The sequence below is a fragment of the Paenibacillus sp. AR247 genome, from assembly GCF_002968895.1.
GTDB classification, from domain to species: domain Bacteria; phylum Bacillota; class Bacilli; order Paenibacillales; family Paenibacillaceae; genus Paenibacillus_AQ; species Paenibacillus_AQ favisporus.
In genome coordinates, this window is record NZ_PCZT01000009.1 from 1,865,498 (window position 1) to 1,877,454 (window position 11,957).

The window sequence follows — 11,957 nt, forward strand, 5'->3', positions numbered from 1 at the left end:
TGACCCGCTCCACCTTGCGGACGATATGGTCGAGGATGGTGCCGGGCCCGAGGGGGAGCAGGGCTTTGGGCACCTCCCGCGTCAGCGGGTACAGCCTCGTGGCGTAGCCAGCCGCCAATATGAGTGCTTTCATCGTGACCTCCTTGATCGGTGTACCTGCTCCCCCTAGTATAGCTTGATTTACAGCGGCAGGCTTCTTTTCCGGAAAATAATCATGCCGGCGGCGAAAGCAGCGGCCCCCAGGCCGGCCAGAACCGCGACGGACACCGGCCAATCCGCCGTTTTGCCGACGATCTCGCCGGGATCAAATAAGGAAAAGACCGAAATATGCCGCATCCAGCTGAGCTGCCCGCTAATTTTGCCGATCAGGTTCAGGCTGAAAAATCCGATGGTGATCACGCCCGAAAGCGTCAGCGCCCGCTTCTCGTCATTGCAGCAGGCGGAAATCAAGTAAGAAATGCCTCCGATGCAGAAGAACAGCAGCAGGGCGCCTGCATTCAGCAGCACAAAGCCGGTGCCGTCGAAATCCCCCAGATCCCCGATAAACCAGGCGTACCCGGCAAACCCGGCCAGTGTCGTAACCGCGCAAATCAGCACCAGCCCGGAGAGCAGCACGGCCGCCTGGGTCAGGGCTACCTTCGTACGGGTGGTGGGCGCCGACAACAGGTACGCCATCGAGCCCTGGTCGACAAGCTTGGCGATCAGCTGCGTGGATACGAGAATGCAGAAGATGGACAGAATCAGCAGATACAACAGGCCGTAATACTCACCGGATATAAACGCGCCGATGCTGCCGAAGCCGTTTTCCAGGCCGAACGCCTTGCCCAAGCCCTCCGGCATCCCATCGATCAGCGAATTCAAGCTGCTGCTATTTTTGGCGATTCCCGGATAAATCCAAAACATCAACAATATATAAAAGGCCGATCCGATGGCATAATTCATGAACATTTTGAGGTTAATCGCAAGCATTTGTCTGAACAGCGGCATATTCATGGCGTTTGACCCTCCCGATCGTAATAATCCATAAAAATGTCCTCCAGGTTCTGCGTGAACACATCGATATTACGGACGTGAAAGCGGGCGGTTTCGCGGATAAACCGGTCCACGTCGCCCTGAACGGCCACCCGCACGCGGTTTCCTTCCCGGGAATCGATCTTCAGGCCGCATTTCATGAAATCGTCCAGCTCCTGCTCCGTCTCAAACGTCACTTCGAACAGCTTACGCTGCATCGACTGCAGCTCATGGATATCCTTGACCGCAATAATCACGCCGTCCTTGATGATCGCCGCCCTGTCGCAGGTCCGTTCGATTTCCGGAAAATTATGCGAGGACATCAGGAAGGTCGTCCCCCTTGCCTTCTCCTCCAGCACGAGCTCGATGAACACTTTTTGCATGAGCGGATCCAGCCCTGACGTCGGCTCATCCAGGATAATGACCTCCGGCCGGTGCATGAAGGCGGCAACGATCCCGACCTTCTGCTTCATTCCCTTGGACATTTTCCGGATCGGCGTCCGGACGTCAAACTGCAGCCGGCGGATGAGCTCGTCGCGCCAAGCCGGATCGACGCCGCCCTGCATGCCTGCCATAAAATCCAGAAACGCCTTGCCGGTCATCCCCTCGATAAACGCGATTTCGCCGGGAAGGTAGCCGATATATTTTTGAAACCGCCCCTGTTCCTTCCACGTGTCGTAGCCGCATACCTTTACGGAGCCCTGATCCGGCTTCAAAAAGCCCATGATATGCCGGATCGTCGTCGATTTGCCGGCTCCATTCGGTCCCAGAAAACCGAATACCTCTCCGCGGCGGACCGAAAAGGTGACGTCCCGGATGCCTCTCCCGTTCGGAAAAATTTTAGTTACATGTTCAACGCTCAGCATGCCAGCGCCTCCAATGCATATTTAAATTTATGAAATATTCTTGTTCCGATATTTCATAATCGGATCATACGCCTGCCGCTTTCCATCGTCAATACATTTTATGAAATATTTTTGTGTTATAATTTCATTAATTAGATCGAACCGGCGAGAGCCGATATTCTTCGTTCATTCGATCAAGCCGATGACCTATTTTAAAATAGTTAGGATGGTTCGTAAGAAATGAATGGATTTGAGAAGCGGGCAGTGCAGATTAAACAAAAGATCAAACAAACGGTATCGGAAATGCTGGGCGAATGGGAACCCCGGCAAATCCGCATCAAGGATATCGCAGCCAAGGCGGAAGTGTCGCAGGTCACCATATACAACTATTTTGGCAGCAAAGAAGCGCTGCTCCGCGAAGTGTTTAAGGAATTTGTCGCCATGCTGATGGAGGAGTATGAGAGCGTGCTGACGGGCGATGCGCCGCTGAAGGAAAAAATCGAATACATTATTTTTCAAAAAAGCCGGTTAAAGCTGCCCTTCACCCCATCCGCGCTCAAGCAGCTGATCGAAGCCGACCCTGAAATCAACCGGTTTATCCAGCAGCAGTATGAGGAACGTGCCATACCTTTGATCACCCATTTTGTGCAGAAGGGCAAGCAGCGGGGAGAAATTTCAGAGAAAGTGTCCGTCCAAATGGTGCTTCTATATGTGGGTATGATCACGGAGCAGTACGAAAAAATGCTGGATCTGGTCAATCAGAGTGAGGATCCCGAAGCGTTTACAGAGGATATGATTCATGTGTTCTTTTATGGCATTTGTGGTCCGCAATACCAAAAATGATTAACAGCGCGCTCTTTTTGTGTTAATTTAGTGTTCGCGGAATGTAAAATCGGGTTTAACATGACTATACTTGTAAATACCAACGAACACTGTAATGAAACAGAAAGGAGCAGGTATGATCGACTTCCGTTCCACTTATTCGAGACCGAAGACGCCCTTTATCGCCGTTTTCGTCGTTCTGCTGCTCAAGCTGCTGCTCCTCCGGTACTTTTTCTTCCATGATATTCTGTGGAGCCGGATCACCGCCGACGCCGCTGCGCTGCTGGTGCTGCTGTGCATCATTGAGCTGATCACCCCCGCGAAAGCGAAGGGATGGGTCTATTGGATTTTTAACGCCATTTTCTCGATTCTCATGTTTGCGTCGGCGCTGTATTTTCAGCATTTCAATTCGGTGCCGACCTACACGGCGCTGTCCGAGCTGAAGCAGGTGCTGCAGATCAAGGAAAGCGTTCAGTCAACGATCGAAACGGAGAACTATTTATTTTTTGCCGACGTCGTGATCGTCGCTCTCTTCTGGCTGATCGGCCGCTGGGTACCGCTGCGGTTTTCGCTGCGCACGCGGCTTCGTAAAATTTGGCCGGCAGCCCTCGGCGTCATCGGCGTGATCGTCTCGACGCTTTACATTCATGCTGACCGCTCCATCACCAATGAGCTGATGCAGGCGGAGCATCTCGGCTTCCTGGATTACCAGGTTGCCGCCGGGATCCGCGCCAGCGAGGAGAACAGCATGATCGCCTCCGGCAATCTGGACGAGACCGTGCAAAAGGTCAGCCAGGCCGAGCAGTCATACCCGTACGCCGGTGAGACTGCACAAGACAAACCGGCGATGTTTGGAGCTGCCAAGGGCAAAAACGTCATCGTCATTCAAATGGAGGCGTTCCAGAACTTCCCGATCCATTTGTCGACGGGCGGCCAGGAGCTGACCCCCGTGCTGAACCAACTGGCTGACGGCGGCCTGTACTTTCCGCATGTCTTCCAGCAGATCGGGCAAGGCAATACGTCGGACGCCGAATTTATGAGCAATACGTCGATCTACCCGACCGGCACCGTTGCGATGTCGAGCGGCTTCGGCGACCGGGAGCTCCCGAGCATGCCGCGTCTGCTCGAGCAGCTCGGTTACACGGCCGATACGTTTCACGTTAACGACGTGAAATTCTGGGACCGGGACCAGCTCTACCCGGCGCTGAACTTTACGAATTATTACGACAAAAAGTCGTACAAGAACGATCACTTCAACGATTTTGGCGCTTCGGACGAGGAGCTGTACCGGGTCGGTCTGGACAAGCTGTCCGAGCTGCATGAGCAGGGCAAGCCGTTTTACGCCCAGTTCGTCACGGCTTCCAGCCATTTTCCGTTTAAGGTGCCGGAGAACCGCAAAAAAATCAAGGTCCCCGATTCCATCCAGGGAACTCAGTTGGGGGACTACCTGACGGCTGTGAATTACACCGACTATGCCATCGGCACCCTGATCGACGGTCTGAAAGCAAAAGGCATGTGGGACGACACCGTGCTTGTCATTTACGGCGACCATTTCGGGCTTCAGCCGCAGGACAACGATCCGGCGGTCATCAAGCAGGCGCTTGGTATCCCTTATGACCAGCGGATTACCCGCTTCAACATCCCGCTGATCATGCATATTCCTGGCAAACAGGGCAAGGTCGTCGAACAGGTCGGCGGTCAGCTCGACATCATGCCGACGCTAGCGAACCTGCTGGGCATTTCGCTCAAGGACAAGCACTTTACCGCATTTGGCCACGACTTGCTCAACATCGACAAGAACGTCGTCGGTATGCGGTATTATCTGCCGACAGGCTCCTTCTTCAACAATGACATTTTGTTTGTGCCGGGCAAAGGCTTTGAGGATGGCACCGCCATCTCCCTGAAAACGATGCAGCCTGTCGCCGACTTCTCGAAATACCGGAAGGATTACGACTATATTTTGAACCTGATGAAGCTGTCGGACGAATACGTAAGGCTGCTTCCAAGACGGTAACGGCCAATGGCAAAAGCCGGCTGCTTCCATTCCATACGGGATGGGAGCAGCCGGCTTTATTAGTTGCTGTGTCTTGTAGTTATGTGTTCAAGAGACCCTTTAATTCGGGGCCGGCGAACCGCCTTTACCCGCGAGACCGATCAATACGCGTAAAATATCCGTTTTGGTGACCCGGCCGACCATCATGCTGTCTCCCTCGCCGGAAACGACCGGCAGGCAGTTCACCTGATGCTTCACCAGCTTGTCAGCCGCATCCAGCACGGTCTCCTCAGGCGTCAGGGCCGCCATGTGCGCCCGGCGGGTCATCGCCAGACCGACGGGAATCGTGCTCAAATCCGCATGCCCCATCGTCAGCTTCAGCACGTCCTTGCGGGAGACGACCCCTTTCAGCTCACCGGACTCTCCGGTCACCATCAGCGTGCCCGTATTCTCGCACAGCAGCTGCACTACGGCATCGTAGGCCGTCGCATGCTCGGAGATGGTCACGGGAGTGCTGTATATATCCTTCACGTATATTTGCTGCAATCTTTGTTCAAACTCACCTTGGGAGCTTGGCGTATCGCCGGGAAAATACCCCACCTTCGGCTTGGCGCTGATCAAGCCCAGCATCGTGAGCAGGGACAGGTCCGCGCGCAGGGTCGGGCGGCTGAGGCCGATCATCTCAGCGATCTGATCGCCTGTAACAGGAGCATGCTCCCGCACAAGTTCCACGATATCCAGCTGTCTCGGAGTTAGTTGAATGGGAATCCTCTCCTTTGAGAAAAATTACATGAAGCTGCAATTTCATTGTTATATCACTGGCAGCATGGTTTAAATAATTATTGTGTCATAAATCAGTTATGATACACACTATTATAAATTTTATTTTAACCGATAGCCATATCTTTTCATAACCGAAGGAGGAATTAGTGACATGAAGTTTTTCCTGGATACGGGCAACATCGACGAAATCAAACGAATCTCCCGCCTGGGACTGGTGGACGGGGTAACGACCAACCCTTCCCTGATCGCCAAAGAAGGCCGGGATTTCAAAGAGGTCATTCAGGAGATTTGCAGCATCGTCTCCGGCCCGGTCAGCGCCGAAGTCATCGGCACCAAAGCCGAGGACATGCTGAAGGAAGCGTACGAGATTGCCGAATGGGCGCCAAACGTTGTCATCAAGGTGCCGATGACCGAAGACGGCTTGTATGCATGTCATGAGCTGACCAAAAAGGGCATTAAAACGAATGTGACGCTGATCTTTTCCGCCGCGCAGGGCCTGATGGCCGCCAAGGCCGGGGCTACGTACGTCAGCCCGTTCGTCGGACGCCTGGACGATATCGGGGTCGAGGGCATGAAGCTGATTCGCGAGCTGAAGCAAATCCTTGAAAACTACGGCATGACGTCTGAAATCATCGCGGCCAGCATCCGCAACATCAAGCATGTGGAGGACGCGGCCATGGCCGGCGCCCACATCGCGACCATTCCGGGCTCGCTGCTGCCGTCCCTGTGGAAGCATCCGCTGACCGACAGCGGGATCGAGCGCTTCCTGGCCGACTGGGAGAAAGTACCGCAAGCGGCCAAAAGCCAGGCGAAGGCTGGCGAGTAAGTAAGCAGCACACGAATAATCTGCAACAACCCGGCTGATACAAGTAATACGCATAGAACAGCAGCGAATTGTCCGGTCCTCCGTTGACAAGGAAGCCTTGCGTGAAGGTCTGGAACGCCCCGATCATGCTCGTGACGGCATTAAAAAACAGGATGGGCGAAATTTGCGGAAGCGTCACATGCCACAGCCTGCGAAGAACGGTTGCACCGTCGATTTCGGCCTGCTCATAGAGCGATTGCGGAATATCCGACAATCCGGCCAAGTAAATGATCATATTGCCTCCGACCGTCCACAGGCTCATCAGAATGATGGCCGGCATCGACCAATGCGGATCGGACAGCCAGGCCGGACCGTGAATGCCCGCGAAACGCAGCACCGAATTGATCAGCCCAACGTTCGGGTTGAAAATCCAAATGAACAGCACCATTTGGGCAACCCCCTGCACGAGCGTGGGCAAATAATAAACGGTACGGAACACGTAAATGCCGCGCAGCTTCAAATTCATCAACAGAGCAATCCCGAAAGACAACACCACCTGGAGTGGAACACTGACCAACGTGTAGTAGAACGTCACGGCAAGCGATTTATAAAACATCGTATCCTTAAACAGCATTCGGTAATTGTCCGTCCCTGCCCATACCGGGTCGCTGACCACCTCCCACTGGGTAAAGCTGATATAGAAGGAGAAGACCATCGGCCCCAGCGTAAAGAGCAGGAAACCAAAGACCCATACCGACACGAACATGTAAAAGCTGGCTGTCTTCATATGGATCACTTTTTTGCGTACCAGAAACCGCGTGATTAGAAAAAGAAGGGCATACACCACGGCCATGACGGTCAGGAACGGGAGGAGCGGCAGCAACGCCGCTGGAACCCCCATCCCCTGAAAGAAGTTATATATGAGTTCAATAAGTCCGTTCATAGGCTTTCTCCCGTTATTTTTGTTTCAAAATGTTGTTGATCTTCTCCGCTACCTGAGGGAACACTTCCTTCACGTCCTTGCTGCCAATTCCGATGGGAGTTTGGTCATCGATTGCCTTCATTTCATTGCCGATCTCATTCGTCCGTTTTTGCGCTTCTTGCGGATGCTGCTTCTCGGACGCTAAAACAAAGGCTTTCAGGTTTTTGCCGGGATAAATTTGCTCGAACGCCCCGGTTGCGCTTGCCAAAACCGGTACTCCATACGCACTTTTGTTGCCCCCTATAATTTTTTGTGCCTCCTCATCCTGGGTCAGATGCTGAATGAAGATCTTGGCTGCCTCGGCGTTTTTGCTGTCTTTGCTAAGAGCCAGGCCGTTCACCTCTTTGGAGCCGCCGCCGCCCGGAAAGGGAACGATATCCCAGTCAAAGCCTTTGACATCCGCCAGCTGCGGGATATACCATGGGCCAAAATCGGTGTACATGGCGATGCGCCCGCTCAGGAACCAGTTCATCATGTTCTGTCCCTGCTTCTCGTTATCGCTAGGTACGATTCCTTCCTGCTTGGCGGCAACGATATATTCTCCGGCCTTAATCGCTTCAGGGGATCCAAGGAGCGATTGAGCGTGATCGTCGGAATAAAACGAACCACCGAACGAATAAATCAGATTCGGCAAATACAAAGGCTCCGAGCCGAAAACTTTGGAGCTGCCCTCGCCGGCGGCCAGCTTCTTGGCCATTTCGTCGAACTGGTCCATCGTCATGGGCTCGGTTGGGCTGGGAAGAGGAATATTGTTTTTCTTGAAAAGATCGAGATTGATGGCCATGACCTTAGGTTTAATAATAAACGGTACGGCATAGGCCTTACCGTCGACTGACAGCGAATCCACCAGAGACGGCGAGCTGAAGGCGGATGGATCCACCTGCTGTTCCTGGAAAGCGCTTGCAAATCCAGGTAAATCCCCGCCCGAAATCAACATCACGTCAGGAGCCGTTCCTCCGGCAATCATGGTCTGCAGTTTCGTGAGATAATCCTGCTGAATCCATTGGCTCTCCACTTTAATATCGGGGTAGGACTTTTCAAAATCGGCAATCACTTGTTTGATGGCGTCGGCTTCCGTCTGCGCGCCCCAGTAAGCAAACGTAATCTTTCCTTTGGCGCCCGAGCCGGCGCTTTCGCCCGCGGCGCCGCCCTCGCTTTGCGTCGAGTCCGCCGTTCCGGAGTTTCCGGAACATGCGGTCATTCCGATGACAACGAATAAAGATACTACGAACAACAGCCATTTTTTCATCGTTTAATGCCCCCTAACGATTGTTTGTGCGGCTGCGGCTCTTTCGCTCCCCCTGTCTGTCCTATTTCTGGACAGCCGTTTTGGGAAATCGGCCAGCACCGCATGAGCTTCTTACGATTAACTTCGACGGTAGTACCACTTTAAGCGGAACCTCCCTGCCTCCAATCCTTTCCAGCAGCATTTTCACGGCGGTTTGACCCATCTGTTCGGTATAAATTTTGACCGTAGTCAGCGGCGGGTCCATATAAGCAGCCATCTCGATATCATCAATCCCGACGAGCGCCACATCCATCGGCACTTTTACGCCCGCCTCCTTTAGCGCTCTGCTTGCCGCGATGGCCATGGGATCCGATCCGATCAAGAAAGCTTCCGGCAGTTTCCCCTTTTTAATGGCGTCCTTCATCAGCTGATATCCGGTCGACATGGAGAAATTGCTGCCGATATGGACATGCTCCGGCATGTATAGATTTTTATTTTTCATGTAAGCTTCAAAACTGCTTTGGCGCTGGTCGATGGAATCAATCCCCGTCCTGGAACCGAACCGGTTGATAAAATCGCGGGAGCTGATCAGCCCGATTTTGGTATATCCAAGGCCTGTCAAGTGATCCAGCGCCGTCGTGGTCACTTTATTGAAATCGACAACGACGGAATCAAAGCGGTCCTCGTCCGGAGAATAATCCACGAACACGATATTTTGGATCCGGTTAAAGAACAAATTGTATGGGTCAAATTCAAATTTGCCGATCACGATCAGACCGTCGAGGCCGGACAGACTTTCATAAGATTCATGATTGACCCAGCGGATCGTCCGGGTAATATGCAGCCCCATCTGGTTGAATTCCTTCTCGATTTGCATCCGGATAGACAAATAGTATGGATCTTCACTTTCGAATTGCTCGGAACAAAAAGTAACCAGACCGATCTTGTAATCTTTTAACGGCATAGACTTGCTGACCGCACGTTTGGAAGCCATGTTATACTGCAGCTGTTCCGCCGCGGAGATGATTTTTCTTCTCGTTTCTTCCAGCACCGATAAAGACGGATCACCGTTTAACACGCGGGAAACCGTGGAAGGAGACACCCCTGCCAATCTTGCCACATCGCGAATATTTGCCAACACCAATCACCTTTTCCGTCACATTTTTTCGGGAAACACCCCTTACTGTTATTTTAGTACCTTACAGATCATTTGCCAAACAAAACGTCTTTTGTTTACTAAACAAAAACCTGAGATGTTTTTCGTTTTTCAATATAACAGAGAACCTCGGCCTTGACAATACTCTAATAAAAAAACATGAAACCGTAGTTTCTAAGCTATCTAAGTGCATATTCGCATTCCACATCTTACTGTTTGAATTTTTTTGTTTACTATACGTTTCGTAAATTTTATACTATTGTTGGAATGATACGACCAAATTCAGCTTGAATGTGCAGGAGGAGTTTATGAAAAATTTGATGAACGCTTCACCCCCGATCGTCACGTTTCATGATACGAGGCAATTTTTCGATGTCTCGCAGCAGATCGAAATCGTGGAAGACAGCGTATGGCTGATTCATTTGAAGCTGCGGGCTGCAGCTGGAACACAGACCCCCGCCTGTCGGCTGGAGTGGTCCCTGCCGGCCATAGATATTCACTCGATGTGGCACCCGGGAAGCGACCGGAACAAAGCTTTTCAGATCGACTGGGGCGAGGGATTTACATCAAGAAGCACCTCTTTGGCTCCCGTTGCCGCCCTGTTTAATGTGGAAGGAAGAAACCGGCTAACCTTTGCGTTTACCGATGCGCTGAATCATTTGACGGTCAAGGCAGGGATTCACGAAGAGGATTCGACATTCCTCTGCTCGATCACGCTGTTCGAAGAGCCGGTATTGATGAAGGGTGAGTATGAAGCCACGCTCCGGATTGACCGGCGTGACGTTCCTTATTACGAGGCTCTGGATGAGGTTGTCCAGTGGTGGGCTCGGCAACCTGGAATGACGCCTTCCCCGCCTCCGGCGGAGGCGATGGATCCTGTCTACTCCACCTGGTATGCCTATCATCAGGACATCACGGCAGATGCGCTGGAGGAGCAGGCCAGGCTGGCCAAAGAACTCGGATGCGATACGATCATCGTGGACGACGGCTGGCAAACCGAAGATAACAGCCGTGGGTATGCGTATACCGGCGACTGGGAAGTTTGCGCGGATAAATTCCCGGATATGGGGGCGCATGTCGCTGCCATTCAGGACCTGGGTATGAAGTACATGCTGTGGTACTCCGTCCCGTTTGTCGGAAAACACAGCAAAGTATGGGACCAATTTGCAGACAAGCTCCTCGGCATCGACGACAATCTGAATGCCGGGATTCTGGACCCCCGAATTCCAGAAGTGCGGGAGTATTTGATCCGGGTATACGAGCAAGCGGTATCCGACTGGAACATTGACGGGCTCAAGCTCGATTTCGTGGACAGTTTCCGCCTCACGGCGGGCTCGCCAGGTGTGTCCGCTCACGGAAACGGTCGGGATTACGCGTCCGTCCCCGAGGCCGTCGACCGCCTGCTGTCCGACGTCATGGGCCGGCTCAAAGCGCTCAAGCCCGATATTCTGATCGAATTCCGTCAAACGTATATCGGGCCGCTTATGCGAACCTACGGAAATATGTTCCGAGCGAATGATTGCCCGAACGATTTCATTCAGAACCGGGTCCGTACGCTAGATCTGCGTCTTCTTTCGGGCCACACGGCGGTCCATTCCGACATGATCATGTTCAATCCCCAGGATACGGCGGAAAATGCGGCGATGCAGATGATCCACGTCATGTTTGCCGTGCCCCAAATTTCGGTTCGCTTGGACCGGATCGGGGACCGGCATCTGGCCATGCTCCGGTTTTGGGTCGGCTTTTGCCGCGATCACCGGGATGTGCTGCTGCATGGAAAACTTCAGCCATTTCATCCGGAACTGCTGTATCCTATAGTTCAGGCCAGCAGCAGGAACAAAACGATCATCGCCGTATACTCCGAGACCGTCGTAGAGCTGGATCTCCCTTCCGAACGACTCATCATAGTAAATGGCACGCCAGGGGATCGATTGTACCTCTGTTTCTCCTGTTCATTCCCGGGAACCTATGCGATGGAGATCAAGGACTGCTGCGGGCAAACCGTGCGATCACAAACCGTAGAGCTGAATGAAGGTTTGCAAGAGTTGGTCGTCCCGTCGGCAGGAGTGGTCGATTTGGTGCTGAATCCACTGCATAGCGAGCTGGCATGATGAACAAAAAAGTACTTGCCCCCACTAAAAAAACCTCCCGCGAAAGCTGTTTTCCAGCCTTCGCGGGAGGTTTCATCATATGCCGGGAAATGAATCCTCCCGCATTCTTAAATGGACGTCTGCCCCGCAATGATCAGCTCGATCGATTTCTCCCGGAGCAGCGATGCGTCCTTCTCGTCAACATGGCCGTCGGTGATCAGCACGTCCACCTCGGTCCAATC

General features: G+C 52.8%; 10 protein-coding genes and 1 pseudogene. 4 read left to right on the plus strand and 7 right to left on the minus strand.

All coding sequences use genetic code 11. The annotated features are described in order from the left end of the window. The 3 genes from CPT76_RS17170 to CPT76_RS17180 all read right to left on the minus strand — a co-directional run. The coding region (locus tag CPT76_RS17170) for a sugar phosphate nucleotidyltransferase (protein WP_181152889.1) at positions 1-133 on the minus strand (133 nt) is incomplete at its 3' end. Between the two features lie 47 nt (positions 134-180). Beyond that, complete coding sequence (locus tag CPT76_RS17175; RefSeq protein WP_105443703.1) at positions 181-993, minus strand: ABC transporter permease subunit; 813 nt, start codon at positions 991-993, stop codon at positions 181-183. Then, complete coding sequence (locus tag CPT76_RS17180) at positions 990-1,877, minus strand: ABC transporter ATP-binding protein (RefSeq protein WP_105443704.1); 888 nt, start codon at positions 1,875-1,877, stop codon at positions 990-992. The genes CPT76_RS17175 and CPT76_RS17180 overlap by 4 nt, the downstream gene beginning before the upstream one ends. A 219-nt stretch (positions 1,878-2,096) precedes the next feature. On the opposite strand from CPT76_RS17180, the gene CPT76_RS17185 reads away from it, so the two are divergent. Both CPT76_RS17185 and CPT76_RS17190 read left to right on the plus strand, forming a co-directional pair. Continuing rightward, the gene (locus CPT76_RS17185; protein WP_105443705.1) at positions 2,097-2,699 is read left to right on the plus strand and encodes a TetR/AcrR family transcriptional regulator; all 603 of its coding nucleotides are present in this window, start codon (positions 2,097-2,099) and stop codon (positions 2,697-2,699) included. Between the two features lie 94 nt (positions 2,700-2,793). Next, positions 2,794-4,692, plus strand: coding sequence for an LTA synthase family protein (locus tag CPT76_RS17190; protein ID WP_374954659.1), 1,899 nt, complete (start codon positions 2,794-2,796; stop codon positions 4,690-4,692). Positions 4,693-4,791: 99 nt separating this feature from the next. Here CPT76_RS17190 and CPT76_RS17195 read toward each other — a convergent pair whose 3' ends face one another. Continuing rightward, positions 4,792-5,439, minus strand: a complete 648-nt coding sequence (locus CPT76_RS17195) for a CBS domain-containing protein (RefSeq protein WP_105443707.1) — start codon at positions 5,437-5,439, stop codon at positions 4,792-4,794. A gap of 166 nt (positions 5,440-5,605) precedes the next feature. Here CPT76_RS17195 and fsa point away from each other — a divergent pair, with 166 nt between their 5' ends. Beyond that, on the plus strand, positions 5,606-6,280 hold the full coding sequence (gene fsa / locus CPT76_RS17200) for a fructose-6-phosphate aldolase (protein WP_105443708.1): 675 nt from the start codon (positions 5,606-5,608) through the stop codon (positions 6,278-6,280). A 64-nt stretch (positions 6,281-6,344) separates the two neighbouring features. On the opposite strand, the pseudogene CPT76_RS41490 reads toward fsa, so the two are convergent. The 3 genes and pseudogenes from CPT76_RS41490 to CPT76_RS17215 form a co-directional block, all read right to left on the minus strand. Then, positions 6,345-7,202: pseudogene (locus tag CPT76_RS41490) on the minus strand (carbohydrate ABC transporter permease); the annotation flags it as partial. Between the two features lie 13 nt (positions 7,203-7,215). Beyond that, entirely contained in the window at positions 7,216-8,490 is a 1,275-nt protein-coding gene (locus CPT76_RS17210) for an ABC transporter substrate-binding protein (protein WP_105443710.1), read from the minus strand. Between the two features lie 61 nt (positions 8,491-8,551). Beyond that, entirely contained in the window at positions 8,552-9,607 is a 1,056-nt protein-coding gene (locus tag CPT76_RS17215) for a LacI family DNA-binding transcriptional regulator (RefSeq protein WP_181152890.1), read from the minus strand. 326 nt (positions 9,608-9,933) lie between these two features. Between CPT76_RS17215 and CPT76_RS17220 the strand changes: the two genes are divergently transcribed. Beyond that, positions 9,934-11,736, plus strand: coding sequence for a glycoside hydrolase family 36 protein (locus tag CPT76_RS17220; protein ID WP_105443712.1), 1,803 nt, complete (start codon positions 9,934-9,936; stop codon positions 11,734-11,736). The last annotated feature ends 221 nt before the right edge of the window (positions 11,737-11,957 follow it).

What these genes read in the sequence shown, in the direction of transcription:
- CPT76_RS17190 (WP_374954659.1), top strand. Translation starts at nt 2,794, where the DNA reads ATGAAACAGAAAGGAGCAGGTATGATCGACTTCCGTTCCACTTATTCG.
- CPT76_RS17180 (WP_105443704.1), bottom strand. Translation starts at nt 1,877, where the DNA reads ATGCTGAGCGTTGAACATGTAACTAAAATTTTTCCGAACGGGAGAGGC.
- fsa (WP_105443708.1), top strand. Translation starts at nt 5,606, where the DNA reads ATGAAGTTTTTCCTGGATACGGGCAACATCGACGAAATCAAACGAATC.
- CPT76_RS17185 (WP_105443705.1), top strand. Translation starts at nt 2,097, where the DNA reads ATGAATGGATTTGAGAAGCGGGCAGTGCAGATTAAACAAAAGATCAAA.
- CPT76_RS17220 (WP_105443712.1), top strand. Translation starts at nt 9,934, where the DNA reads ATGAAAAATTTGATGAACGCTTCACCCCCGATCGTCACGTTTCATGAT.
- CPT76_RS17210 (WP_105443710.1), bottom strand. Translation starts at nt 8,490, where the DNA reads ATGAAAAAATGGCTGTTGTTCGTAGTATCTTTATTCGTTGTCATCGGA.
- CPT76_RS17175 (WP_105443703.1), bottom strand. Translation starts at nt 993, where the DNA reads ATGAATATGCCGCTGTTCAGACAAATGCTTGCGATTAACCTCAAAATG.